This is a genomic window from Variovorax paradoxus (assembly GCF_030815975.1).
GTDB lineage: Bacteria > Pseudomonadota > Gammaproteobacteria > Burkholderiales > Burkholderiaceae_C > Variovorax > Variovorax paradoxus_N.
Genome location: NZ_JAUSXL010000002.1, coordinates 4891034 through 4916058, shown reverse-complemented (window position 1 = coordinate 4916058; position 25025 = coordinate 4891034). Strand labels below are relative to the sequence as shown.

28 protein-coding genes are annotated in these 25025 nt (G+C 67.4%); 19 read left to right on the top strand and 9 right to left on the bottom strand.

Annotated features, from left to right (window positions below):
- Positions 1 to 55: 55 nt before the first annotated feature.
- Positions 56 to 1228 carry an NAD(P)/FAD-dependent oxidoreductase gene (locus QFZ47_RS26875; RefSeq protein ID WP_307658539.1) on the top strand — a complete coding sequence of 391 codons (1173 nt, stop codon included), beginning with the start codon at positions 56 to 58 and terminating at the stop codon, positions 1226 to 1228.
- Between the two features lie 51 nt (positions 1229 to 1279).
- Entirely contained in the window at positions 1280 to 2311 is a 1032-nt protein-coding gene (locus tag QFZ47_RS26870) for a class I fructose-bisphosphate aldolase (protein WP_307658538.1), read from the top strand.
- Positions 2312 to 2314: 3 nt separating this feature from the next.
- Here QFZ47_RS26870 and msrA read toward each other — a convergent pair whose 3' ends face one another.
- The 6 genes from msrA to QFZ47_RS26840 all read right to left on the bottom strand — a co-directional run bounded on the left by msrA (position 2315) and on the right by QFZ47_RS26840 (position 8432).
- Positions 2315 to 3016 carry a peptide-methionine (S)-S-oxide reductase MsrA gene (gene msrA / locus QFZ47_RS26865; RefSeq protein WP_307658537.1) on the bottom strand — a complete coding sequence of 234 codons (702 nt, stop codon included), beginning with the start codon at positions 3014 to 3016 and terminating at the stop codon, positions 2315 to 2317.
- Between the two features lie 69 nt (positions 3017 to 3085).
- On the bottom strand, positions 3086 to 3574 hold the full coding sequence (locus QFZ47_RS26860; protein WP_307658536.1) for a YcxB family protein: 489 nt from the start codon (positions 3572 to 3574) through the stop codon (positions 3086 to 3088).
- A gap of 89 nt (positions 3575 to 3663) precedes the next feature.
- The gene (locus QFZ47_RS26855; RefSeq protein WP_307658535.1) at positions 3664 to 5169 is read right to left on the bottom strand and encodes an alpha/beta hydrolase family protein; all 1506 of its coding nucleotides are present in this window, start codon (positions 5167 to 5169) and stop codon (positions 3664 to 3666) included.
- A 184-nt stretch (positions 5170 to 5353) separates the two neighbouring features.
- Positions 5354 to 6253: a transglutaminase family protein gene (locus tag QFZ47_RS26850; RefSeq protein ID WP_307658534.1), complete on the bottom strand. Its 900-nt coding sequence runs from the start codon at positions 6251 to 6253 to the stop codon at positions 5354 to 5356.
- Positions 6254 to 6286: 33 nt separating this feature from the next.
- Positions 6287 to 8143: a bifunctional tRNA (5-methylaminomethyl-2-thiouridine)(34)-methyltransferase MnmC2/FAD-dependent 5-carboxymethylaminomethyl-2-thiouridine(34) oxidoreductase MnmC1 gene (gene mnmC / locus QFZ47_RS26845; RefSeq protein WP_307658533.1), complete on the bottom strand. Its 1857-nt coding sequence runs from the start codon at positions 8141 to 8143 to the stop codon at positions 6287 to 6289.
- 7 nt (positions 8144 to 8150) lie between these two features.
- The gene (locus tag QFZ47_RS26840) at positions 8151 to 8432 is read right to left on the bottom strand and encodes an oxidative damage protection protein (protein WP_307658532.1); all 282 of its coding nucleotides are present in this window, start codon (positions 8430 to 8432) and stop codon (positions 8151 to 8153) included.
- Between the two features lie 137 nt (positions 8433 to 8569).
- Here QFZ47_RS26840 and QFZ47_RS26835 point away from each other — a divergent pair, with 137 nt between their 5' ends.
- The 11 genes from QFZ47_RS26835 (at position 8570) to QFZ47_RS26785 (ending at position 17634) form a co-directional block, all read left to right on the top strand.
- Entirely contained in the window at positions 8570 to 9610 is a 1041-nt protein-coding gene (locus tag QFZ47_RS26835) for a sulfate ABC transporter substrate-binding protein (protein WP_307658531.1), read from the top strand.
- A 45-nt stretch (positions 9611 to 9655) separates the two neighbouring features.
- On the top strand, positions 9656 to 10240 hold the full coding sequence (gene ssuE, locus QFZ47_RS26830) for an NADPH-dependent FMN reductase (RefSeq protein ID WP_307658530.1): 585 nt from the start codon (positions 9656 to 9658) through the stop codon (positions 10238 to 10240).
- A 181-nt stretch (positions 10241 to 10421) separates the two neighbouring features.
- Positions 10422 to 10556 (top strand): hypothetical protein, encoded by a 135-nt coding sequence (locus QFZ47_RS26825; protein WP_012748080.1) that lies wholly within the window; start codon positions 10422 to 10424, stop codon positions 10554 to 10556.
- Positions 10557 to 10591: 35 nt separating this feature from the next.
- The gene (locus tag QFZ47_RS26820; RefSeq protein ID WP_307658529.1) at positions 10592 to 11551 is read left to right on the top strand and encodes a sulfonate ABC transporter substrate-binding protein; all 960 of its coding nucleotides are present in this window, start codon (positions 10592 to 10594) and stop codon (positions 11549 to 11551) included.
- Positions 11548 to 11700 carry a hypothetical protein gene (locus tag QFZ47_RS26815; protein ID WP_307658528.1) on the top strand — a complete coding sequence of 51 codons (153 nt, stop codon included), beginning with the start codon at positions 11548 to 11550 and terminating at the stop codon, positions 11698 to 11700. The genes QFZ47_RS26820 and QFZ47_RS26815 overlap by 4 nt, the downstream gene beginning before the upstream one ends.
- Before the next feature lie 20 nt (positions 11701 to 11720).
- On the top strand, positions 11721 to 12890 hold the full coding sequence (ssuD, locus tag QFZ47_RS26810; RefSeq protein ID WP_307658527.1) for an FMNH2-dependent alkanesulfonate monooxygenase: 1170 nt from the start codon (positions 11721 to 11723) through the stop codon (positions 12888 to 12890).
- Between the two features lie 14 nt (positions 12891 to 12904).
- A complete protein-coding gene (ssuC, locus tag QFZ47_RS26805; RefSeq protein ID WP_307658526.1) occupies positions 12905 to 13759 on the top strand; it encodes an aliphatic sulfonate ABC transporter permease SsuC in 855 nt (284 codons plus the stop codon).
- A gap of 238 nt (positions 13760 to 13997) precedes the next feature.
- Positions 13998 to 14819: an ATP-binding cassette domain-containing protein gene (locus QFZ47_RS26800; protein WP_307658525.1), complete on the top strand. Its 822-nt coding sequence runs from the start codon at positions 13998 to 14000 to the stop codon at positions 14817 to 14819.
- Positions 14820 to 14924: 105 nt separating this feature from the next.
- Positions 14925 to 15140, top strand: a complete 216-nt coding sequence (locus QFZ47_RS26795) for a TOBE domain-containing protein (RefSeq protein ID WP_007829250.1) — start codon at positions 14925 to 14927, stop codon at positions 15138 to 15140.
- A 138-nt stretch (positions 15141 to 15278) separates the two neighbouring features.
- On the top strand, positions 15279 to 16193 hold the full coding sequence (gene epsC / locus QFZ47_RS26790; protein WP_307658524.1) for a serine O-acetyltransferase EpsC: 915 nt from the start codon (positions 15279 to 15281) through the stop codon (positions 16191 to 16193).
- Positions 16194 to 16266: 73 nt separating this feature from the next.
- On the top strand, positions 16267 to 17634 hold the full coding sequence (locus tag QFZ47_RS26785) for an NAD(P)/FAD-dependent oxidoreductase (RefSeq protein WP_307658523.1): 1368 nt from the start codon (positions 16267 to 16269) through the stop codon (positions 17632 to 17634).
- Here the strand turns inward: QFZ47_RS26785 and QFZ47_RS26780 are convergent.
- The gene (locus QFZ47_RS26780; protein ID WP_307658522.1) at positions 17621 to 18316 is read right to left on the bottom strand and encodes an Asp/Glu/hydantoin racemase; all 696 of its coding nucleotides are present in this window, start codon (positions 18314 to 18316) and stop codon (positions 17621 to 17623) included. The genes QFZ47_RS26785 and QFZ47_RS26780 overlap by 14 nt on opposite strands.
- Positions 18317 to 18323: 7 nt before the next feature.
- Positions 18324 to 19256, bottom strand: coding sequence for a 2-dehydropantoate 2-reductase (panE, locus tag QFZ47_RS26775; protein WP_307658521.1), 933 nt, complete (start codon positions 19254 to 19256; stop codon positions 18324 to 18326).
- 183 nt (positions 19257 to 19439) lie between these two features.
- On the opposite strand from panE, the gene QFZ47_RS26770 reads away from it, so the two are divergent.
- A complete protein-coding gene (locus tag QFZ47_RS26770) occupies positions 19440 to 19997 on the top strand; it encodes an NADPH-dependent FMN reductase (RefSeq protein ID WP_307658520.1) in 558 nt (185 codons plus the stop codon).
- Between the two features lie 81 nt (positions 19998 to 20078).
- Here QFZ47_RS26770 and QFZ47_RS26765 read toward each other — a convergent pair whose 3' ends face one another.
- Positions 20079 to 20726 (bottom strand): FMN-dependent NADH-azoreductase, encoded by a 648-nt coding sequence (locus tag QFZ47_RS26765; RefSeq protein ID WP_307658519.1) that lies wholly within the window; start codon positions 20724 to 20726, stop codon positions 20079 to 20081.
- A gap of 130 nt (positions 20727 to 20856) precedes the next feature.
- Between QFZ47_RS26765 and QFZ47_RS26760 the strand changes: the two genes are divergently transcribed.
- The 5 genes from QFZ47_RS26760 to cysT all read left to right on the top strand — a co-directional run bounded on the left by QFZ47_RS26760 (position 20857) and on the right by cysT (position 25024).
- A complete protein-coding gene (locus tag QFZ47_RS26760) occupies positions 20857 to 21771 on the top strand; it encodes a LysR family transcriptional regulator (protein ID WP_307658518.1) in 915 nt (304 codons plus the stop codon).
- Between the two features lie 114 nt (positions 21772 to 21885).
- Positions 21886 to 22527 carry a peroxiredoxin gene (locus QFZ47_RS26755; protein WP_307658517.1) on the top strand — a complete coding sequence of 214 codons (642 nt, stop codon included), beginning with the start codon at positions 21886 to 21888 and terminating at the stop codon, positions 22525 to 22527.
- A 20-nt stretch (positions 22528 to 22547) separates the two neighbouring features.
- The gene (locus QFZ47_RS26750) at positions 22548 to 23123 is read left to right on the top strand and encodes an RBBP9/YdeN family alpha/beta hydrolase (RefSeq protein ID WP_307658516.1); all 576 of its coding nucleotides are present in this window, start codon (positions 22548 to 22550) and stop codon (positions 23121 to 23123) included.
- Entirely contained in the window at positions 23120 to 24136 is a 1017-nt protein-coding gene (locus tag QFZ47_RS26745) for a sulfate ABC transporter substrate-binding protein (RefSeq protein WP_307658515.1), read from the top strand. Before QFZ47_RS26750 ends, QFZ47_RS26745 begins: the two co-directional genes overlap by 4 nt.
- On the top strand, positions 24137 to 25024 hold the full coding sequence (cysT, locus tag QFZ47_RS26740; protein WP_307658514.1) for a sulfate ABC transporter permease subunit CysT: 888 nt from the start codon (positions 24137 to 24139) through the stop codon (positions 25022 to 25024).
- Position 25025 lies beyond the last annotated feature (1 nt).

Sequence of the window (25025 nt, the reverse complement as noted above, 5' to 3'; positions counted from 1 at the left end):
GCTATTCTGCGTGCCGGGCTCGCGCCTTTTCGGTGAACAGCAAGAAAGGAATTTCATGCGTCGTGTGGTGATCATCGGCGGCGGTGCCATCGGCTCCGCCATCGCCTATTTCCTGAACCGGGACCCGCAGGAGGAGCCGTTCGACATTACCGTGGTCGAGCGCGACTTCTCGTACACGCAGGCGTCGTCGGCCTTGTCGGCCAGTTCGATCCGGCAGCAGTTTTCGACCGCCATCAACATCGAGATGTCGCTCTACGGCATCGAGTTCTTTCGCGGCCTTGGCGAAAGCCTGCGGGTCGAAGACAACGTGCCCGACATCGGCCTGGTCGAGCCCGGGTATCTGTACCTGGCGCCGCCGGAGGGCGTCGATGTGCTGCGCGAGAACCATGCGTTGCAGAAGGCGCACGGCGTCGACGTGATCCTGATGGCGCCCGGCGAACTGAAGGCGCGCTTTCCATGGATGTCGGCCGAGGGCATCGCGCTGGCGTCGCTGGGCCTTTCGGGCGAGGGCTGGTACGACGGCTACAGCCTGTTGCAGGCCTTTCGCAAGAAAGCCATTTCGCAGGGGGCGCGCTATGTGCAGGCGCAGGCCACCGGATTGCAGCGCAGCGGCCGGGCGGTGGCGGGCGTCGAACTCGACATTGGCAGCGTGCTCCCCGCCGACGTGGTGGTCAATGCCGCCGGCGCCTGGGCCGCAAAGGTGGCGGGCTGGGCCGGCATCGACCTGCCGGTGCGCGGGCGCCGCCGCATGGTGTTCAGTTTTTCGTGCCCCGAGACCCTGCCGGGCTGCCCGTTGGTGATCGACACCTCGGGCATCTGGCTGCGCCCCGAGGGCCGTCGGTTCATCTGCGGCTTTGCGCCGCCACAGGACCGGGACCGCGACGATGCGCCGCTCGAAGTCGACTACCGCGTGTTCGACGATTTCATCTGGCCCGCATTGGCCAGGCGCGTGCCCGCCTTCGAGGCTGTTCGCATGACCGGCGCATGGGCCGGCTACTACGAGATGAACCTGTTCGACCACAACGCGATCCTCGGCCTGCATCCGGACTGCGACAACCTGTTCTTCGCCAACGGCTTTTCCGGGCATGGGCTCCAGCAGTGCCCGGCGGCAGGGCGCGGCGTGGCGGAGCTGATCCGGTATGGCGGGTACCGCAGCCTCGACCTGTCGCCGGTGTCCTTCGCGCGGATCCTCGAGAACCGGCCATTGATCGAGAAGAACGTGATCTAGCCTTGGCGCAGGGGGAGGCGTACGATCTTCGCAAGCGAGGGTCACAGCACCATGACTGCACAGGCATTGATCGATACCGCACAGGCGCTGGTCGCCGGCGACAAGGGCTTGCTCGCGATGGACGAGAGCAACGCCACCTGCCACAAGCGCTTCGCGAAACTGGGCATTCCCCAGACCGAGGATGCACGGCGCGACTGGCGCGAACTGATCGTCACCGCGCCGGGCCTGGGCGCCAGCATCAGCGGCGCGATCCTCTTCGACGAAACCATCCGCCAGCGAACGAACTCGGGCGCGTCCTTTGTCTCGGTGCTCGCCAGCGCGGGCATCATCCCCGGCATCAAGGTCGACACCGGCGCGAAGCCGCTGGCGGGCCATCCCGGGGAGACGGTCACCGAAGGGTTGGACGGCCTGCGCGAGCGACTGGCCGAATATGCCGCCATGGGTGCGCGCTTCGCCAAATGGCGCGGCGTCATCACGCCCGGCGCCGGCCTGCCCAGCCGTGCGTGCATCGAGGTCAATGCCCACGCGCTGGCCCGCTATGCAGCCTTGTGCCAGGAGGCCGGACTCGTTCCCATCGTCGAGCCCGAAGTGCTGATGGAGGGCGATCATTCCCTCGCGCGCTGCGCGGAAATTACCGAAGAAACCCTGCATGCGGTGTTCGTCCAACTGCGTCTGCAGGGTGTGCTGCTCGAAGGCATGCTCCTGAAGCCGAACATGGTGCTGCCCGGGCACGATTGCCCGACGCAGGAGAGCGTGGACGAGGTCGCCCACGCCACGCTGTCGTGCCTGCTGCGTGTCGTGCCTGCGGCCGTGCCGGGCATCGCGTTCCTGTCGGGCGGCCAGTCGGCGCAGCTCGCTTCGGCCCGGTTGAACGCCATGAACGCGAAAGCCGGGCCGCGGCTGCCCTGGGCGCTGGCGTTTTCATACTCGCGCGCCGTCCAGCAGCCGGCGCTGGACGCCTGGAAAGGCGACGCCGCCAATGCCGCTGCGGCGCAGAAGGCGCTGGTGCACCGTGCCCGCTGCAACCAGGCCGCGCGCCGCGGTGCCTACGACGCGCTGGCGGACGCGCCGAAGCCAGGCTGAGCTTCAGCCGCCCTTCGCCGCATTCACCAGCACGGGCTTCGAGCGGTAGCTCTCCGGAAACAGCTTCCTCAAGTCTTCGATCTTCGGCAGGTCGTTGAATACGATGTACTCGTTGCCTGGATGGCGGGTGAGGAAGTCCTGGTGATAGGACTCGGCCGCATAAAACGGCTTCGCCATTTCGATGGTGGTCGCCAGTGGCTTGCCGAAGGTCCTGGCCTGGTTCAGCTGCACGATGTATGCCTTCGCGATGTGGGCCTGCTCGGCGTTCTCGGCAAACACGGTGGAGCGGTATTGAGGGCCTGTGTCCGGCCCCTGCCGGTTCAGCTGGGTCGGGTCGTGCGCCACCGAGAAATAGATCTGCAGCAGCTTGCCGTAGCTGATCTGCCGCGGGTCGTAGGTGATGCGCACCGATTCGGCATGGCCGGTGCGGCCTGAACCCACGTCCTCATAGCGCGCCGTCTTCGCTTGGCCGCCGGCATAGCCGGACACGGCGTTGTTCACGCCCCTGACGCGCTGGAACACGCCTTGCACGCCCCAGAAGCAACCGCCGGCGAACACGGCGACGTCGTATTTCGTGGTGGGCGAGGCCGGCAGGTCGGCCGCTGGCGCCGGCACGCGCCGGGCCGGCTCTGCGGACGAAGGTGCGGCATGCCAGGCCAGCGCCGCGGCAGCGAGCATGCCGGCGGTGAGTGCGGGGAATCTCATGTGCTGTCCTTGAAGGAGCCTTGGGTGCCTGGCCAATGGGAGCGACATTGCCGCTGATTCCAGCGGCCGTCAATGTTCGGGGCCGACGTGCCGGTTCAGCCGTTCGATGAGTCCTGGCAGGTCGAAGCCCTGCGCGCCCACCGACTTGGGCAGCGCATGGAAGAGGCGCGGCATCAGGTAGAGCAGCACGAAGCGATCGTCCTGGCGCCACTTGAGCACGTTCGCCCAGACGATCCGGCTCTCGCCGTGCGGGGCGCGAAGGCGCAGTGCGTCGTCGAGCAGCTCCGCCGAAAACTCTTCCCGGATCGCCTTGTACTTGCGGTAGTGCCGGCGGGCCGTCATCGGCATGAGCACGAAGCGCATGGCCAGCAGAACGCTCGCGCCGCCGACCAGCCCGCCCAGTGCGCTCGCCTGGACCTGCCGCGTGCCGAAGACCGCCGCCAGCACGAGCAGCACGGCAGCGGCGGCCAGGATCCATTGCGCCAGGCGCGGCAACCGCGCGTAGAGCTTCATGGCATCGACGTAGTCGTCTTCGGAGATCTTGAATGTCGCGGGCATCGTGCAGCGCTCGTGGGTTGCCTATGGGTGGAGGCGATGCTACAGCGCGGCCGCCGACCGCCTGCCGATCCACATGCCGGTCACGCGGTTCACGGCGGGCAGGGGCGTGCGGCCGCCGCGCCCGGACGCGTCGCCTTGCTGGTGCTGCTTTCATCCACCGCGCCGAGCGGGCGCGTGAATGTGCAGCCATAGGCCGGGTCGGCCACCGTGGCCGCGGTGATCACGTCGTCGCCGGCCGGCTTCACGCCGTCGCGCTCCCACTTGACCATCGCGTCGAAGGCTTCGACCTGCTCGGCGATCGTGAAGTCGCAATGCGAGATGCCGCGCACCGCGCGCTGCACCAGCCAGCCGCTGTTGCCCTTGACCGCCACGCGCTGGTTGTAGATCTGCTCCATGCTGAAGGGCACGTAGAGGTCGCCCAGCGTGTGCAGCGTGACCACCGGAATCTTGAACTCGCCATTCGCCTTGGGGATCCAGCGCAGGCCATCGGTGCGCAGGCGGTTGGCGTCGGCCGCCGCGCTGAGCTTGAGCGTTGCGGCGTTCAGTGCCGTGGTTCCCGGCACGTCGCCGTCGATGGTGTAGGTGAAGCGGTTGGTGTCGAGCGTGCTCCTGTTCAGGATGCCGTTGACCGTGCCGTCGCTGCCGAACACGCCCCACACCGCCGCGAACGAGCCGCCCTGCGTGAAGCCGAGGTCGAACATGGGCCGCTCGCCGCCCGTGAGGTTCTTCACCACCGAGCCGAACTTCAGGCCGGTGGCCGTGGGCGTGCCCGGGAAGGCGGTGTACAGCGTGCCCGTGACCTGCGCCTTGATGTCCGACCAGTTCACGGTCGGGTACTTCGGTAGTCCCGCGAGCGCCTGCGCGGCAACCTGCGCGCCAGCGAAGTAGTCGAACAGCTCGGTGTCGCCCGTCACGCCGCACATCGGCACCGCGCCGTGGTACTTCACCTTGTGGTTGGCGGTGGCGTAGGCCTCGTCCTCGATGGCCGCCGCCGTGATGTGGCCGCCCATCGAATGGCCCGTGATGTAGATCTTCGATGGCGCCGCGAGCTCGCGGCCGCTGGCCTTGGCGACGGCGTTGAACTGCAGGGCCAGCGCGTTGGTGTCTTCCACGCCTGCGCGCACGTCGTAGAAATTCTTGCTGTAGCTCGATGCGGCCCAGGCGTAGCCGTTCTGGATCAGGAAGCGGCGGATGGAAGGGTTGTTCACGACCAGCAGGTTGCTCTCGCCGGCATAGCCGTGGGCGTACATCACGAGCTTGCCGTTCCAGTTGGCGGGCACCTCGATGCGGTACTGCGCGCCGCCGAGCATGCCGGCCCAACGGCTGGTGGTGGTGTTGTCGATGGTGTCGCCCGCATCGGCCGCGAGCGCTGCGAAGGTGGTGGCCGCCGGGTCGGCGGGTGCGAAGGAATTGCGGCTGTCCTGCAGGCGCGTCTCTTCGGGCGGCGCAGGGGGAGGAGGAGGCGGCGCCGGCGGCGCGGGTGCCGGAGCCGGCGCCAGTGGCGTGAAGGCAAAACCGTTGCCTCCGCCCCCGCCGCAGGATGCGACGGCAAGGCTGGCTGCAAGGGCAAGAAATGTCAGGCGCGTGGAATGCATGGGATGTCTCTCTCCGTTCTTGTGTTGTTGGGAAGAAGCCCGGCGCAGCGCAGCCTGGCCGGCCCGTAGAGAACGACCGTGCTATTTCACTGAACCGGCGGCGGAGCGTAGGAGCGTTGCCGGGCGCGTCGGCCCGGGCTTTCCCGTAGCTGCTATCTCCTGCGCGACACCTGGGTGCGGCGCATCAGTCCTTGCGGCGCGTCACCACCACCGTGGCTTCGAGGCCCTCGTAGGCCTCGGCATCGCCATACCAGCTGCCCGAGATCGGCGCGGCCTGCGCCGGGTCGCGCGTGACGCCGACGCGGATCAGCTGGCCGCTGCCCATGAGGTTGTTGGTCGGGTCGAAGGCGAGCCAGCCGATGCCCGGCAGGTAGGCCTGCAGCCAGGCGTGCGTGGTGCCGGCGCCGGTCATCGATTCGCCGGGTGCCTGGGCCGCGCGGTCGAGCGCGGCGTCGTACAGGTAGCCCGAGACGAAGCGCGTGGCGATGCCCAGGCGCCGCGCGGCTTCCATCATCAGCAGCGCGTAGTCGCGGCAGCTGCCGCTGCCGAGCGCCAGCGTCTGCAGCGGCGTCTGCGTGCCTTCTTCGTCGCGCGCCCGGTATTCGAGGCTCTGGCCGATGTGCGCGTTCATGCGCGCGAGCACTTCGCGCGTGCTGTTGGGCTGGTCGGTGTGCAGGAACTGGTGGGCCCAGCGGATCAGCGTGCCGCTGGCATCGTCGTCGTGGTGCGGACGCAGGTAGTGCTCGAGATCGAGGCGCTCCTGCACCGAATAGGCGAAGGGCAGAAACTCGGCGGCCGGATCGAGCGCGAGCTGGTCCTGCTGCGCCGGCACGTGCTCGATGGTGAAGGAGCACACGATGCGCAGCTCGGTGGCCTCGCCCATGGGCTGCACCAGCGCGACCGAGTTCGAATGCGGGTCCTGGATCAGCCGCGTGAACGACTGGGGGCTCACCTGCAGGTCGGTGGCCAGCACACGCAGGTCATGGCTGTCGCGCGGGCGGAACATCACCCGGTGCAGGCCAAAGGTGACCGGCTTTTTGTAGCGGTAGACGGTGGTGTGGATGATGTCGTATTGGATGGCCATGCGATGCATTCTCGGGCCTTGGCGGGCTGGCGCCTACGCCTGGGTGCGCTGCGTTGCGAGCGCCTTGGCCAGGTTGGCGGGCAACGGCAGCGGCTCGCCGTGCCATTGCGCGGCCAGCAGCTCCGCGCACAGGGCCGCGAAGCTCAGGCCGCGCGAGCCCAGCGCGGTGCACGCCCAGAGGCTGGACGCACCGACCGCATCGGCATCGAGCGGACCGACCAGCGGCCGGCGGTCGCCCGACGCGCAGCGCACGCCGACCCAGGCGTGGGCCTCGCCGCGGTCGAAACTCGCGGCCAGTGCGGCGGCTGCGCCGGGGTGCAGGCGCTGCAGGCGCTCGCGGTTGGCGGCGGCATCGGCGTCGTTCGGTTCGAGCTCGGTGCTGTCGCGGTCGAAGGTGGCGCCGGCCAGCCAGAGGTGGCTGCCATCATCGGCCGGGACATGCGCGATCAGGTGGCCGTCACCATTGATGGGGGCCGCCGGAAGCCCGGGATCGGCCGTCATGGAACCCCACATGACCTGGCCGCGCACGGGCTGCAGCGGAAGCCCCGGAGCGAAGCGGCCAGACTCGAAGCCCGCGGCGACCACCACGCGCTCCGCCTCGGCCAGCAGCCGGTCCGCTGCATCGAACAGCTGCCATGCGCCGGCACTGCGCGCCATGCGTGCCATCCGCGCGCTGCCGCGGAATTCGATGCCCGGCCCGCGCAGCCAGGCGGTGATCAGCCGTTGCGGGCGAACCCAGCCCGCGCGCGCATGCCAGAGGGCGGGCGCATCGGCCGGCAAGCCGGCTTGCGCCAGCTGCGCGGCGCTTGCAGGCCACGATTCATTGGGGCCGCCATCGCTCCACCCGGCGGGAACGCGCGTGTCGCCGTCGGGCCGGCGCTCCAGCACGCCGCTGGCGCGCCAGTCGCGGCCTTGCTCCAGCAGGCGTTGCAGTTCGTGCCAGGTCGCGCGAATACCGGCGCGCGTGAGCCGCGACAGCAGGGCGTCGTCGGGCGAGACGTGCGGCGCCATCACGCCGACCGGCAGGCCGGAAGCGCCGGCGGCCGGGCGGTCGGCCGCATCGAGCACCATGACCTGCCATCCGCGGCGCGCCAGGCTGGCGGCCACCGCCGCGCCGGCCAGCCCGGCGCCGATCACGGCGCAGCGGCCCGGGGTTTCGATCCGCTCCGGCGCGGGGCCGCGGCGCCGAACCGTCCAGGCCGGCGCGAACACGCCGTTCAGGCAGTCGCGCTTGGGCGGCAGGCCCTGGCGCCTTTGGAGCTGGAAGCCGTTCTGCGAGAGCGCATCGCGCACCGCACGGGCATAGGTCCAGGTGGCCAGGCCGGTGCCCTGGCGCGCAAAGCGCGACACGGCCTTCAGCGTGTCGGGCGACCACATGGCCGGGTTCTGCTGCGGGCTGAAACCGTCGAGAAAGATGCTGTCGGCCTCGAAGCGCTGCGCGCGCAGCATTGGCTGCACGTCGCCGATGCACAGCGTGAGCAGCACGCGGCCCGCGTCGAAGGCCAGGCGATGAAAGCCCGGCAGCAGCCCGTGCCACTGCGCGGCCAGTTCCCTGGCCAGCGGCATCAGCTCCGGGTAGGCCCCGGCGGCGCGCAGCAGGTCTTCGGGCCCGACCGGATGCGCCTCGATGGCGACGAAGTGCAGCATCCGCGGCCGGTTCGCGTCCGCACGCCACGCTTGCCAGGTTGTCAGGAAATTGAGGCCCAGCCCGAATCCGGTTTCGAGAATCCGCCAATGCGGCCGTCCGGACCAGGCTTCAGGCAGGCCACAGCCGCCCAGGAACACGTGGCGCGACTGCGCCAGCGCCCCGGTTACGGTGTGATAGATGTCGTCGAAGCGCTCGCTGTGCGGCACGCCGTCGGCGCGCCAGGCGACGGGCTCGGCGGCCAAGGCGGGCTCAGTTCGAGGGGGGAGGAGGAGGCACGTAACCCTGGGCCACGTCGGCGCCTTCGCCGAAGAAATGCTTTTCCATCTGGCGGGCAAGGTATTGGCGGGCGCGCAGATCGGCCAGATTCAGCCGGTTTTCGTTGACCAGCATGGTCTGCTGCTTGAGCCAGGCGGCCCAGGCTTCCTTGCTGACGTTTTCCCACAGGCGCTTGCCCAGTTCCCCCGGATAGGGCGGGAAGTCGAGCCCTTCGGCCTCTTTGCCGAGCTTGATGCACTGAACCATGCGTGCCATTTTTGATTGCCTCTGGTGGGGAAAGCGGTTGCTTAGTTGATTTGGCTATTTAGAACTGAGAACTTGGTTGTTCCAGTTTCTATATGTCGTATTCAGAATACGCAGCTTCATTGATATGCCTTTTTGAGCAAGACACCATGAGCCTTCGCCGCGACTTTATCAAGCTTTCCCTGGGTGCCGGCGTGGCCGGTGCCATGGCCCTGACGGCGTTGCCGTCGTTCGCGCAGCAGGGCGCGGCTCCCGTCACGCTGCTGAACGTGTCGTACGACCCGACGCGCGAGCTCTACGTCGACTACAACCGCGCGTTTGCCAAATACTGGAAAGGCAAGACCGGCCAGGACGTGACGATCAAGCAGTCGCACGGCGGTTCGGGCAAGCAGGCCCGCTCGATCATCGACGGCATCGACGCCGACGTCGCCACCCTGGCGCTCGGCGGCGACATCGACGCGCTGGTCACGCACGGCGGGGCCGTCAAGGCCGGCTGGCAGAAGCGCCTGCCGCAAAACTCCGCGCCCTACACCTCGACCATCGTGTTCCTGGTGAAGAAGGGCAACCCCAAGGGCCTGAAGGACTGGGACGACCTCGTCAAGCCCGGCGTGCAGGTGATCACGCCCAACCCCAAGACCTCCGGCGGCGCGCGCTGGAACTACCTGGCCGCCTGGGAATTCGCCAAGCGCAAGTACGGCAGCGACGCCAAGGCCAAGGAATACATCGGCAGCCTGTTCAAGAACGTGCCCGTTCTCGACACCGGCGCGCGCGGCTCGACCATCACCTTCGTGCAGCGCGGCGTGGGCGACGTGCTGCTGGCCTGGGAGAACGAAGCCTTCCTGGCGCTGAAGGAATTCGGCCCCGACAAATTCGAGATCGTGGTGCCGTCGATTTCCATCCTGGCCGAACCCACAGTGGCGGTGGTCGACAAGGTGGTCGACAAGAAGGGCACCCGCGCGGTGGCCGAGGAATACCTCAAGTACCTGTATTCGGACGAAGGCCAGGACATTGCGGGCCGCAACTTCTACCGCCCGACCTCGGAGAAGGCCAAGGCCAAGTACGACAAGCAGTTTCCCAAGCTCACGCTGGTGACCATCGACCAGGCCTTCGGCGGCTGGGCGAAGGCGGACAAGGACCACTTCGCGGACGGCGCCTCCTTCGACCAGATCTACACGGCAAAGCAGCGCTGACCCGCCTCGAGCTCCGAAGATCCCGAAAAAAACCGAAAGCCTCCCGTGTCCGTTCTTCTGATTGCCGGCAGCCCTTCGGCGCCATCGCGCTCCACCGCCTTGCTCGAGGCCGTGGGCGAGCGGCTGGCCGGCCGCCATGCGCACATCGAGCGGCTCGCGATCCGCGACCTGCCGGCCCAGGCGCTGCTCCTGGCCGACTGGAACCATCCGGCCATCGAGCGTGCGATTGCGCAGGTGGCGCATGCACGTGTGGTCGTGGTGGCTACGCCGGTCTACAAGGCCGCCTACAGCGGCGTGCTGAAGGTTTTTCTCGATCTGCTGGCGCAGAACGCGCTCAAGGGCAAGACCGTGCTGCCGCTGGCCACCGGCGGCAGCCCGCACCACATGCTCGCGCTCGATTACGCCTTGCGGCCGGTGCTGCATGCGCTTTCGGCGCGCCACATCCTGCCGGGCGTCTACGCGACCGATTCGCAGATCGCGCTGACGCCCGAGAACGCCTACCAGGTGCATGCCGACCTGGCCGAGCGGCTCAACGAGGCCGTCGAGGTGCTCGCGACCGAAGGGCTGAAGCTGCCGGCCACGCATGGCTTCGAGCCGGTGCCTTTCTCCAAGGTGCGATGTAGCGTTTAGCACTGGCTCGCCCCCCAGTCTTCGCGCACTTCGTGTCGCTACGCCAACCCCCTACCGGGGGCAACACCAGCGGCCCGGCGGAGCCGGTTCCGCAGTGTTTCACGAAAAGAGAAAAGACCCTGGCTGCTTTGGGCAGTCGCGGGCACAGCTTTGCCTGAAGTTTTTGCACAAGGAATCACGCATGAACCCCGTTGCCACCGAAGACTCCGCGCTCGACGCGCAGCCCCGCTCCATCTGGAAGGCGCTGCGAGACCTGGCCATCAGCACGATCGTGGTGACCGCCATCGCGCTCATCGTCGGCTTCATCTCGGCCTGAGGCTGCCTCCATTCGCATTCGAAAAGGACGAACTCATGACTTCCATCTCCATTCCGCGCCGCCGCCTGCTGCAGAGCGCCGCTGCCGCCGCCATCGCATTGCCTTCCTTCGCCGCGCTGGCCCAGGCGCCGGCGCGCCAGCTGCGCATCGGCAACCAGAAAGGTTCGCTCAGCATCCTCAAGGGCCGCGGCACGCTCGAGAAGCGGCTGGCGCCGCTCGGCGTGGCTGTGAAGTGGACCGAGTTCACCGCCGGTCCGGTGCAGCTCGAAGCACTGAACGTCGGCTCCATCGACTTCGGCGACGTGGGCGAGGCGCCGCCCATCTTCGCGCAGGCCGCCGGTGCGCCGCTGGCCTACGTGGCCACCACACTGCCGCGGCCCCAATCGGAAGCCGTGCTGGTGCCCAGGGGCTCGGCCATCAGGACCGTGGCCGAGCTGAAGGGAAAGAAGGTTGCGCTCAACAAGGGCTCGAACGTCCACTACTTCATCGCCAAGCTGCTCGAGAAGCACGGCCTTGCCTACGGCGACCTGAACCTCGTCTTCCTGCCGCCGGCCGATGCGCGCGCCGCGTTCGAGAAGGGCTCGGTCGATGCATGGGTGATCTGGGATCCGTTCCTTGCCGCCGCCGAGAAATCGCTCGAAGCCCGCGTCCTGGCCGACGCGACCGGCGTGGTGGGCAACCGCGGCTACTACTTCTCGTCGCTCGGCTATGTGGCAAAGAACGCCGATGTGCTGGCTATCGCGATCGAGGAGATCAACAAGATCGATCTCTGGGGCACCGCCAACAGGAACGAGCTGGCCACCGAGCTGGCCGCCCTCTGGGGTTTGCCGAAGCCGGTGGCCGACCTGTCGGTGGCGCGCGCGGCCTACGGCACCGGCTCCATCACCAGGGCCGTTCTTGCCGAGCAGCAGAAGATCGCCGACACCTTCTTCGACCTGAAGCTGATCCCCCGAAAGATCAACGTGCTCGAGGCCGCCGCGGCGGGAATCGCGTGACGCGGGACGCAGTGCGCGATCGCGCCGCCCGCGTGCTCGCCACGACCACGCGCGCCTGGGGCATTCCCGAGCCGCGGCGCACGCAGGCTGCATTGCGGCGCCCGCGCTGCGCGCTGCCCCGCGTGCGCGGCTTCTTCTTTGCCATCTGACGCACCGACGGAAGGACGACATGCAGATATTCTGGTTTCTCCCCACGCACGGCGACAGCCGCTATCTCGGCACCAGCGAAGGCGCGCGGCCGATCGACCTGGCCTACCTGCAGCAGATCGCGGGCGCGGCCGACAGCCTCGGCTACGAAGGCGTGCTGATTCCCACCGGCCGTTCGTGCGAAGACCCGTGGGTGATCGCCTCGAGCCTGATCGGCGCGACGACGAAACTCAAGTTCCTGGTGGCAGTGCGGCCCGGCCTGCACCAGCCCAGCCTGGCCGCGCGCATGGCCGCGACCTTCGATCGCCTCTCGGGCGGCCGCCTGCTGGTGAACCTGGTCACCGGCGGCGACCAGGCCGAGCTCGAAGGCGACGGCGTGTACCTGGACCATGCGGCGCGCTACGAGCAATCGGCCGAGTTCATCCGCATCTGGCGCGAGATTCTTGTGCGCAGCCACAGCGGCCAGGCCTTCGACTACGAAGGCCGGCACCTCCGCGTAAAGGGCGCGAAGCTGCTCTATCCGCCGGTGCAGGAACCCTATCCGCCGATATGGTTCGGCGGCTCGTCGGCCGCCGCGCACGAGCTTGCGGCCGAGCAGGTCGATGCCTACCTCACCTGGGGCGAACCACCCACCGAGGTGGCCAGGAAGATCGCCGACGTGCGCAACCGCGCCGCGCGCAAGGGCCGCACGGTGGAGTTCGGCATCCGGCTGCATGTGATCGTGCGCGAGACGGAAGACGCCGCATGGAAGGCCGCGGAAGAATTGATCAGCCGTGTCGACGACGAGACCGTGATCCGCGCCCAGGCCGCCTTTGCGCGCATGGACTCCGAAGGCCAGCGCCGCATGGCCGCGCTGCATGCGGGCGGTGCCAGGCGCTCGCGCGCCGAGCTGGAGATCTCGCCCAACCTCTGGGCCGGTGTCGGCCTGGTACGCGGCGGCGCGGGCACGGCGCTGGTGGGCGACCCGAAGACCGTGGCGGCGCGCATCGAGGAATACGCGGCGCTCGGCCTCGACAAATTCATTCTCTCGGGCTATCCGCATCTCGAAGAGGCCTACCGCTTCGCCGAACTGGTGTTCCCGCTGCTCTCGCGCAAGGCGCAGGCACGGCTCGCGGGCGGCTCGCTGAGCGGACCGTTCGGCGAAGTCGTTGCCAATCTCGATGCGCCTTCGCGCTTCGCTTCCCAAAGCTAGGAAGGATCTCTCCCATGACGGAACAAGTGCAGGAACTGCCGGCGGTCGCGCCTTCACGAGAAGAAAACGCCGGCGGCGCGCTCAAGGCCTTCGGCGCCAATGTGGCGGGGCGGCTGGTGCCGTGGCTCGTGCCGGTGGGGCTGATCGTCTTCTGGCAGATTGCTTCATCGCTGGGCTGGCTCTCCACGCGGGTGCTGCCGGCACCGGTGGACGTGGTCAAGGCCGCGTGGGCGCTGGCCGTGTCGGGCGAGCTCTGGACGCACGTCAAGGTGAGCGCGGGACGCGCACTGGCGGGGCTTGCGATCGGCGGCGGAACGGGGCTGGTGCTGGGCCTCTTGACAGGTTCGGTGAAGTTCTTCGAGACGCTGCTCGACTCGACCATCCAGATGGTGCGCAACATTCCCGCGCTGGCGCTCATTCCGCTCGTGATCCTGTGGTTCGGCATCGACGAGTCGGCCAAGCTGTTTTTGATCTCGGTGTCGGTGTTCTTTCCGATCTACCTCAACACCTTTCACGGCATCCGCAACGTCGATCCGCAACTGATCGAGATGGGGCGCACCTACGGCCTGTCGCGCTGGCAGCTGTACCGCGAGGTGATCCTGCCCGGTGCGCTGTCGTCCATCCTGGTGGGCCTGCGCTTTTCGCTCGGGCTGATGTGGGTGATCTTGATCGTGGCCGAAACCATCTCGGCGCAGGCCGGCATCGGCTATCTCACGATGAACGCCCGCGAGTTCCTGCAGACCGACATCGTGCTCGTGGGCATCCTGCTGTATGCGCTGCTCGGCAAGCTGGCCGACCTGTTCGCGCGCGGGCTGGAGCAATGGTGGCTGCGCTGGCATCCTGGCTACCAGAAGAAGACGGCGAAGTGAGGTCTTCGTTTCTGGAAAACGGGATGACAAGTCGCTTCTCTATTCGTCGCCGCGTTGTGTTTGACGTGCTGTGTTCAGGGCGCGCTCCCGCCGACGAGGTACCTTGCTCCGCGAATGTCCCCCGGCCTGCGGCCTCCTCCTTTATTTCGCATTCGCGGAGGGGAGTACCCGGTGGCCTGTGCACGCGCCCTGAACAACAGCGCCCCGAAACAAGAACCTATCGGAACGAGAGATTGAAATGAATGCCGTCAAAGACTCCCCCCTCATCGCCGGCGGCGTGCGCCTCGAAGCGCGCGGCCTGCACAAGCGTTATGGCGCGCGCGAGGTACTGCGCAACACCCAGCTCAGCATCGATCCGGGGCAGTTCATCGCCATCGTCGGGCGCAGCGGCTGCGGCAAAAGCACGCTGCTGCGGCTCGTCGCCGGGCTCGAAGAGGCCAACTCCGGCGGGCTCTTCACGGACGGCAAGGCCATTGACGGCCTGCACGACGACACCCGGATCATGTTCCAGGAGGCGCGCCTCCTGCCCTGGCGCCGGGTGCTCGACAACGTGACGCTCGGCTTGCCTAATGACGCCACGGCGCGTGGCAAGGAAGTGCTCGCGCAGGTGGGCCTGGCCGACCGCGAGAACGAATGGCCGGCGCGCCTGTCGGGTGGACAGCGCCAGCGGGTGTCGCTCGCGCGGGCGCTGGTGCATCACCCGCGCCTGCTGCTGCTGGACGAGCCGCTGGGCGCGCTCGACGCGCTCACGCGCATCGAGATGCACCGCCTCATCGAGAACCTCTGGCAGCGCCACCGCTTCACCGCGCTGCTGGTGACGCATGACGTGCAGGAGGCCGTGGCGCTCGCGGACCGCGTGATCCTGATCGAGGACGGGCGCATTGCGCTCGACGAGAACATTGCGCTCGCCAGGCCGCGCTCTCAGGGCGATCCGGCGTTCGCGGCCATCGAGAAACGCATTCTCGACCGCGTGCTGCAGAAGTCGGGGGAGGCCGAGCCCACCGGCACGGACGCCAACTGGCTGCAGCCCTCCGCGCACACGTTGCGCTGGGCGATCTGAACCCGTCGTTCATCCACAGAAAAGAAAAGAGCGACCGCCTTGCCCGTGTCGCCCTTGTTTCTCCTACCCGAACCCTTCCTTCAACCTCAAAGAGAAAGAAACATCATGTCCATCCAAGCCATCAACGTCCGCAACCAGTTCAAGGGCAAAGTCCGCGAGATCATCCGCGGCGACGTCGTCTCCGAAGTCGACGTCGAAACCGCCTGGGGCATCGTGACCTCGGTCATCACTACGCGCTCGGTCGACGAGCTGCAGCTCAAGGTGGGCTCCGACGTGGTCGCGCTCGTGAAGTCGACGGAGGTTTCGATCGCGAAGCTCTGATGGACCCTCGGGCTTGCGAGCAACCCGGCGCCGCGTTGGCGCCGGGGTTTTTCCGGTTGCAGAGCCGGGTTTTCAGTTCTTGGCACATCGGCCGCGGGCTTCTACAGTGTGATGTACAGAACGCCCGGAGAGAAAGCCATGGCCAATTTCGAAGTAGGCGACATCGTTCGCGCGCTGCACGCCGCGCGCGACGAGTGGCGCGACTCCCAGCGCCGCTCGCGCGAGCCCGGCACGCGCGAGTTTCCGTCGCGCGACGCGCTCGCGCAGATCGTCGAGTCGCTCAAGGGCGCGCTCTTTCCGATGCGGCTCGGGCCGCCGGAACTGCGCCATGAGAGCGAGGATTTCTACGTCGGCCACACGCTGAACACCGCCTTGCAGGCGCTGCTGGAGCAGGCGCGGCTGGAGCTCGAATACAACGCCCGCCACGAGCCGCGCCCCTCGAGCGAGATCGACGGCGTTGCCGCCGAGGCCATCCGCCAGTTCGCGAACGCGCTGCCGCAGCTGCGCCGCCTGCTCGACACCGACGTGCTCGCGGCCTACCAGGGCGACCCGGCCGCGCGCAGCGTGGACGAGGTGCTGCTGTGCTACCCGGGCGTGCTCGCGATGATCCACCACCGGCTGGCGCACGAGCTCTACCAGCTCGGGCTGCCGCTCCTGGCACGCATCGTGGCCGAGCTCGCGCATGCGCAGACCGGGATCGACATCCACCCCGGCGCGCAGATCGATGCCGGCTTCTTCATGGACCACGGCACGGGCGTGGTGATCGGCGAGACGGCGGTGATCGGCAAGCGCGTGCGCCTGTACCAGGCCGTGACGCTGGGCGCCAAGCGCTTTCCGACCGATGCCGAAGGCAACCTGCAGAAGGGCCTGCCGCGCCACCCGGTGGTGGAGGACGACGTGGTGATCTATGCCGGCGCCACCATCCTCGGGCGCGTGACGCTGGGCAAGGGCGCGGTCATCGGCGGCAACGTGTGGATCACCGACGACGTGCCTGCGGGCGCGAGCGTGACGCAGGCCAGCCTGCAGAATGCGCCGAAGGCGAACGCGCCATAGGAACGGCACCAAGGGGCAGGCGACTTCGGCCGCGCTATGCTTGGCCGTTGTCAACTATGTAGCTTGCCTTCGCATGTCCTTGCCTCAAGCCACTTCCTCCGCTTCTTCTGCGCCCCCGGCGGTCGACGAGTCCTGCGATGTCCTCGTGATCGGCGGCGGACCCGCGGGCTCCACGATCTCGGCGCTGCTTGCGCAGCAGGGCCGCAAGGTGGTGCTGCTCGAGAAGGCGCACCACCCGCGCTTTCACATCGGCGAATCGCTGCTGCCCGGGAACGTCGAGCTGTTCGACAAGCTCGGCGTGCGCGACCAGGTCGACAGGATCGGCATGCCCAAGTTCGGCATCGAATTCGTCTCGCCCGAGCACGAGCACCGCAGCTATGTGGAATTTGCCGAAGGCATGGACAAGTCGCTCGATTCCGCCTGGCAGGTGCGCCGCTCGGAACTCGACGAACTGCTGTTCCGCAATGCCGCCACGCGCGGCGCGCAGACGCTCGAAGGCTGCAAGGTGCGCGACGTGGCCTTCGATGCCGACGGTGCCACGGTGCAGGCCGAGATGGACGATGGCGCCAGGCGCAGCTGGCGCGCCCGCTTCGTGGTCGATGCCACGGGACGCGACACGCTGCTGGCCAACAAATTCCGCTGCAAGGAAAAGAACCCCGACCACAACAGCACTGCGCTGTTCGGCCACTTCACCAACGCCGAGCGGCTCGAGGGCAAGAAGGAAGGCAACATCAGCATCTGCTGGTTCCCGCACGGCTGGTTCTGGTTCATTCCGCTGGCGGACGGAACCACCAGCGTGGGCGCGGTCTGCTGGCCGTACTACCTGAAGACGCGCGACAAGCCGCTGAAGGACTTCTTCTACGACACCATCGCGCTCTGTCCGGTGCTGGTGGACCGCCTGAAGCACGCCACGCTGGTCGACGACGCGGTGCACGCCACCGGCAACTTCTCGTATTCGAGCACCCACGCGACGGGCGACCGTTACCTGATGCTGGGCGACGCCTTCACCTTCATCGACCCGATGTTCTCGTCGGGCGTGTACCTTGCGATGCACAGCGCCTTCGACGGCGCCGCGCTGGTGGCCACCGCGCTCGACCGGCCGGCCGAACTGGCGCCCGTGCGAAAAAGTTTCGAGGCCATGATGCGCAAGGGACCGCGGGAGTATTCGTGGTTCATCTACCGCGTGACCAACCCGACCATCCGCGACATGTTCATGCACCCGGGCAATCCGTTCCGCGTGAAGGAAGGGCTGATGTCGCTGCTGGCCGGCGACATCTACCGCGGCACGCCGATGTGGCGCGCGCTCGGCATGTTCAAGTTTCTTTACTACTTCATTTCGATCACCCACCTGCGCCGCACGTGGGAGGGATGGAAGCGGCACCGCTTCAACATCCGCGACATGGGTGCATTGAAGGGCGAGACGATCCTCAAGTCGGAGTAGCGCCCCATGGCGCCCACGCCGAGCGCGAGGCGCGCAGTGTGGCCACGGCATGCGCAACGCCCGGGCCGGGACTGCCGAGCACCTCGATGCCGAGGTCTGCCAGTTCGTCCGCCACAGGTGCCATCGAGGCCTGCGCCAGAACCACCACGTCGGCGCCGATGGCGGCACCGCGAATCGCGCTTGCCAGCATCTCGATGTAGCGAGCGGTGTCGCCGGCCTCGAAGTGCGTCCAGGCCTCGGCGACGAAAAGCGTACGCGGCCTGACACCGACGCCGGCCTGCGCGGCGGCCGAAAGAACCAGCGCGGTGGTCGGCTCCAGCGTGCTTTCGAGCGCCGCTGCAATCAGCACGCGCGGGCCGGCGCGCACGGCGCGGTCGGCCATCGCGCGGTCGATGCGCTGGGCCGTGAAGGCGCCGCCCGTGGCGGTTTTTTCGGCGATGCCGCCGATGGTCGAGCAGGTGCACGCCACCACGGCGGCGCCGTCGGATGCGGCCTCGCGCATGGCCTCGTGCACGCGCGCGGCCAGCATCGGGTTGTCGATGCCCGCGGCCCGGGCTTCGTGCAGCAGTTCCTCCACCACAAGATGACGCACCTCCAGATCGGGCGCGATCTCGCGGGTGAGGCGCTCGAAGGTCGGCACATGAACCTGCGCCGTGTGGAGAAAGGCGATGGCGTCGGTCATCGAGAATTCAAGCCGCTTCGCGGGCGCGCCGTGCCTCGTAGGCCTTCAAGTGGACATAGGCCGTGCGCAGCACCGAAGGCACGGGCGAAGGGGCGGCGGGCGCGCGGCCCAGCAGGTCGCCGACGATGTGGTCGGCCTCGACCAGCGCCCCGCGCACGATGTCCTTGTACATGGAGGCCGTCATCGTGGAGCCCGGCGCCGTCATGATGGCGCGGCCGCGTTCGACGGCTGCGGGGCGCGGCGCGAAGCCGTTGTGCGCGGCGATGGCGCAGCATTCGTCGAAGATCGCGAGCGCCACGTCCTGTCCGCCCGCGCTCGCGATGTCGCCGATGGACGCGCGCATCAGGCTCGTGAGGCCCGCCGCCGAGGCGATGAAGACCCACTTCTCCCACATGTCCTGCGAGATGTTCTCGCTCAGCGTGGCATCGAACTTTGCACCGGCGAACTGGGCGGCAATGGCATCGACGCGCGCCGAGCGGCCGCCCGCGCGCTCGCCGAAGGCGAGGCCGTGCATGTCGTTGAGGTGCAGCACGCGGCCTTCGTCGTCCAGCGTGGCGGAGATCATGCACAGGCCGCCCAGCACGCATTCGCCGCCGAAGCGCCCGGCCAGGCGGTCGATGTGCTTCATGCCGTTGAGCAGGGGAAGAATGACCGTGTTCGGGCCGACGGCTGGCGCGAACGAATCCATGGTCGAGTCGAGGTCGTAGGCCTTGCTGCCGACCACGACCACGTCGAAGGGCGCCTTGATGTCTTCGGCCAGCACATGGGGCGGGGAGGGCAGCTGCAGGTTGCCGAACGGGCTCTGAACCACCAGCCCGGTCTTCGCGATCTGCGCCGCGCGCCGCGCTCGCAGCAGAAAGGTCACGTCGCGCCCCGCTTCGAGCAGCCGGCCGCCGAAATAACCACCGAGTGCACCGGCACCCACCATTAGAAATCGCATCGTGAATTGCTCCTGAGCCGAAAGGACTCGGGCGATGATGCCCGTGATTGGGCTGACCTGCTGGGCCTGCCGCAAAGGCGGGCCAGACCGAAGAGCTTTGCTGGAAAAGGTCATGGGTGCTTCGCATAATCGTCCGGTGATTCCTTCCATTCATGCTTTTCCCACCTCAAAGGAGCTTCATCCATGAGCCAGACCCGAATTGCCGTGATCGTCGGCAGCCTTCGCAAGGATTCGTTCAACCAGAAGCTGGCCCTTGCGCTGGCGCACCTCGCGCCGTCGGACTTCACGTTCGAGCATTTGCGCATCGACGATCTGCCTTTGTACAACCAGGACGACGACGGCAACCAGGCGCCTTCGGTGAAGCGGCTCAAGACCGAGATCGCGGCCGCCCAGGGTTTGCTGTTCGTCACGCCCGAATACAACCGTTCGGTTCCCGGCGTGCTGAAGAACGCGATCGACCATGCGTCGCGCCCCTATGGGCAGAGCGCCTGGGCTGGCAAGCCGGCGGGCGTGCTGGGCATTTCGGTAGGCGCCATCGGTACCGCGGTGGCGCAGCAGCATCTGCGCACTGTGCTGGCGTACCTCGATGTCCCCACGCTCGGGCAGCCGGAGGCGTTCCTTCAGGCCAAGGAAGGCCTGTTCGACGACAAGGGCCACATCGGCATTGAAGGCACGAAGAAGTTCCTGCAGGGCTGGATGGACAAGTACGTGGCCTGGGTCAAGAGCCACGCGGCGGCCTGATGTGCCGAACCGCTGTTGAAACCAGCCCATGAAAAATGCCGCCCAGGGGGCGGCATTCTTTTTTCTGGCGAAAACCGGGGCTCAGGCAGCCTGGGCCACGTCCTTCTGGTTGGCGGCTTCGGCCGTTGCCGCCCGGATGTCGGCGCGTGCCGCGGCCAGCGCGGCGGCCTTGGGCGCATCGCCCATGGCAAGGCCTTCGGCACGAACGAAGCGCACGTCGGTGATGCCGAAGAAGCCGAAGATCACTTTCAGGTAGCTCTCCTGGTGTTCCGTCGCCTGGCCGCCTTCGGTGGTCGAGTAGATGCCGCCGCGGCTGGACGCCACGATCACGGTCTTGCCGCCGGCCAGGCCCACGGGGCCCTTGTCGGTGTATTTGAAGGTGCGGCCGATCTGCGCGAGCCGGTCGATCCAGGCCTTGAGCTGGGTCGGCACCGAGAAGTTGTACAGCGGCGCGCCCACCACGATGACATCAGAAGCCAGGAACTGGCTCACGAACTGTTCCGAGAGCGCGTTCTCGCGCTGCTGGGCTTCGGTCGGCTGGGCCTGCACACCGGTCTTGATGCCCAGGGCATCGGCGCCGAAGTGCGACGGGGCGTTGGCGGCGAGGTCGAGGTACTCGACGGTGGTGTCGGGATGCGCGGCTTTCCAGGCCGCCACGATCTCGGCCGTGAGGAGGCGGGAGGTCGAATTGGCACTCAGGATGCTGGAGTCGATGTGGAGCAGCTTCATGGTCGATTGCTTTCGTGTGGAGGCCGGCGCTCAAAGTTGGCCGGCGATGGGGTAATTCTATTTTTGATGCGAGTGGGTGATAAGTAGCCAAATTTTGACTACATCGTTCTATATGCAGGACAATAAGCGCATGCAAGACCCCAACGACATGGTTTTCTTCGCCGAAGTGGCAGAGCGCGGCGGCTTTGCCGCGGCCAGCCGTGCGCTCGGCATTCCCAAGTCGCGCCTGTCGCGCCGCGTGGCGGAGCTGGAGGATCGGCTCGGCGTGCAGCTGATGCAGCGCAGCACGCGGCGGCTGTCGCTCACGCCGGCGGGGGAGATCTTCCTGCGCCACTCGGCCGCCGTGCGGGACGCGGCCCAGGCCGCGACCGAGGCGGTGGCGCAGGTGCATACCGAGCCCTGCGGCACGGTCCGCCTGAGCTGCCCGATCACCATCGCCCACAGCGGGCTCGCGCAGCTGCTGCCGCGTTTCATGGAGCTCTACCCGGCGGTGCGCATCGACCTGCGCGTGATGAACCGTCCGGTGGACCTGATCGAAGAGGGAATCGACATCGCGCTGCGCGTGCGCCCCGCCATCGAGGACAGCACCACGCTCGTGGCCAAGGTGCTGGGCACCAGCCGCGCCGTGCTCGTCGCCCGGCCAGAGCTGCTGCAGCGCCTGGGTCCGGTCCGCACGCCGGACGACCTGGCGCGGCTGCCGACGACGGCCATGTCGGCCAACGGCGAGGGCCGCAGCGAATGGCGGCTCGAGGGCCCGAACGGCGAGATTCACGTGCACGTCCATACGCCGCGCTGCGTGGCGGACGACCTGGCAACGCTGCAGCTGGCCGCGCTCGAAGGCGTGGGCGCGACGCTGTTGCCCGGCTACATGTGCCGCGCCGACGTGGAGGCAGGCCGGCTCGCGCAGGTGCTGCCCGGCTGGGGGCCGGCGCCGGTGATCGCGCACATGGTTTTTCCGCAGCGGCGGGCGCTGGTGCCGGCGGTTCGCCGGCTGATCGATTTCCTGACCGAGCACATGAGCGGGAGCCAATCGGGCATGTATTAGCCGGATCGGCGGCTCCTTATGCGGAAAACGCCATAACCAAACAAGTAGATATTCGTTTGGCATTGAAGCCGCACTTCGCACAATCCCAGGCTCTCATCCACTCAAGGAGCGACCATGGCGACCCTGCGACTCGGCGATACAGCCCCCAATTTCACCCAGGACTCCAGCGACGGCCCCCTCGACTTCTATCAGTGGGCCGGCGATTCATGGGTGGTGTTCTTCTCGCACCCGGCCGATTTCACGCCCGTGTGCACCACCGAGCTCGGCAAGACCGCGGCGCTGTCGGGCGAGTTCGCCAAGCGCGGCGTGAAGCCCATCGCGCTGAGCGTCGACCCGGCCACCCGGCACAAGGAATGGATCGGCGACATCAACGAGACGCAGAACACCACGGTCAATTTCCCGATCATTGCGGACCATGACCGCAAGGTGGCCGACCTGTACGACCTGATCCACCCGAACGCATCGGCCACGGCCACGGTGCGCAGCGTGTTCATCATCGACCCGAAGAAGGTGATCCGCGCGACCATTACTTACCCGGCATCGACCGGCCGCAACTTCGACGAGATCCTGCGCGTGATCGATTCGCTGCAGCTCACCGACAGCCACAAGGTGGCCACGCCCGTGAACTGGAAGGACGGCGACGACGTGGTCATCATCCCGAGCATCCAGGACCCGGCCGAACTCGCCGAGCGCTTCCCCAAGGGCTTCAAGGCCGTGAAGCCTTACCTGCGCATCACGCCGCAGCCCAACAGGTAGGCGGGCAGGGCAGCGCCGTCATGCAGACTTCCGTGATCATCGTGCCCGGCTGGCGCGACTCCGGGCCCGGCCATTGGCAGAGCCTGTGGGAAGAGCGCATTCCGGGCGCGGCGCGGGTGGTGCAGGACGACTGGGCCTCGCCCAAGCGCGAGGCCTGGGTGGACACGCTGGCCAGGCTGGTGCTCGAAAGCCCCGGACCGGTGGTGATTGCCGCGCACAGCCTGGGCTGCATCGCCACGGCGCACCTGCCGCCCGAAGCCGCCGCCCGCATCCGGGGCGCGCTGCTGGTGGCGCCGGCCGATCCGGAGCGCCGGGCCGTGCTGTCGGACTTCGCGCCCGTGCCGTATGCGGCCCTGCCGTACCGCAGCATCGTGGTGGCGAGCAGCAACGACCCGTATTGCCCGATCCGCTTGGCCGGCGCCTATTCACGCGCCTGGGGCAGTGAGTTTGTCCGCATGCAAAATGCGGGGCATATCAACATCGATTCGGGACATGGAGACTGGCCGCTCGGCTTGGCCCTGCTCCAGTCGCTGACCGACGAGCCCGCCGCCTGGCCTGCGGGCCGTGAATTTTCAGAAACCTTGGCAACCTCATGACTTCCAGATTCAAGACCTTCGCCGCCGTGCTCGCGCTGGCGTCTTCGGCACTCGCCGGCAGCAGCGCCTTCGCGCAGGGCACCACGCTGCTGAACGCCTCCTACGACGTGGCGCGCGAGTTCTACAAGGACTACAACGCGGCGTTCGTGGCCAACTACAAGAAGACCACCGGCAAGGACGTGAAGATCGACCAGTCGCACGGCGGCTCCAGCGCCCAGGCGCGCGCCGTGGCCGACGGCCTCGATGCCGACGTGGTGACCATGAACACCTCCACCGACATCGACTTTCTTGCCAATGCCGGCGTGGTCGCGAAGGACTGGAACAAGCAATTCCCCGAGAACGCATCGCCCACCACCTCGACCATGCTGTTCCTGGTGCGCAACGGCAACCCCAAGGGCATCAAGGACTGGGACGACCTGGTCAAGCCCGGCGTGCAGGTCGTGATCGTCAACCCCAAGACCGGCGGCAACGGGCGCTACGCCTACCTGGCGGCCTGGGGCTACGTCAAGAAGAAGGGCGGCACCGACGCCCAGGCGGCCGAGTTCGTTGGCAAGCTGTTCAAGAACGTGCCGGTGCTGGCACGCGGCGGCCGCGACGCGACCACCGCCTTCCTGCAGCGCAACATCGGCGATGCGCTGATCACCTTCGAATCCGAAGTGGTGTCGATCGATCGCGAATTCGGTTCGGGCAAGGTCGACTCGGTCTACCCGTCGATCAGCATCGTGGCCGAGAACCCGGTGGCCGTGGTCGAGCGCAGCACCAAAAAGAAGGGCACCGGCGAACTCGCCAAGGCCTACCTCGACTGGCTCTACTCCGAAGAAGCGCAGGAGATCGCGGCCAGGCATGCGCTGCGCCCGCGCTCGCAGGCCGTGCTCAAGAAGTACGCCACCACCTTCAAGCCGCTGCAGCTGTTCACGGTGCAGGAACTGTTCGGCAGCCTCGGCGAAGCACAGAAGGTGCACTTCAACGACGGCGGCCAGTTCGACAAGCTCTACACCCCTGGCGCAAAGTAAATGAGCGGCGCTGTTTCTTCGGCGCTCCCGTCCGCGGGAGCGCCTTTTGCGCGTGCCAACCGGGCCGGCGGCGCCAGGCGCGTGCTGCCTGGTTTCCACATCACGCTCGGCTTCTCGATCCTCTACCTGAGCCTGATCGTCTTGATTCCACTCTCGGCGCTGGTCTTCAAGACCTTCACGCTGAGCTGGGAGCAGTTCTGGGTGGCCGTGACCGCGCCGCGCGTGATGGCCTCGTACCGGCTCACGTTCGGCGCCTCGCTGATCGCGGCCGTGGTCAACGCCGTGTTCGGCCTGCTCGTGGCCTGGGTGCTGGTGCGCTACAAGTTCCCGGGCAAGCGCATCGTCGACGCGCTGGTCGATCTGCCGTTCGCACTGCCGACGGCGGTGGCCGGCATCTCGCTGACCGCGCTGCTCGCGGGCAACGGCTGGGTCGGGCAACTGCTGGAGCCGCACGGCATCAAGCTGGCGTTCACGCCCGCGGGCATCGTGATTGCGCTGATCTTCATCGGGCTGCCGTTCGTGGTGCGCACGGTGCAGCCGGTGCTCGAAGATGCCGAGAAGGAGCTCGAAGAAGCCGCCACTTCGCTGGGCGCGACGCGGCTGCAGACCTTCACGAAGGTGATCTTTCCGTCGATTGCGCCGGCATTGCTCACCGGCTTTGCGATGGCTTTCGCGCGCGCCATCGGCGAGTACGGCTCGGTGATCTTCATTGCCGGCAACATGCCGATGATCTCGGAGATCACGCCGCTCATCATCATCGGCAAGCTGGAGCAGTACGACTATGCGGGCGCCACCGCAGTCGCGCTGGTGATGTTGGTCATTTCATTCATCCTGCTGCTGGTCATCAACGGCCTTCAGGCCTGGCAGCGCAAGCGCGCAGGAGCATGAG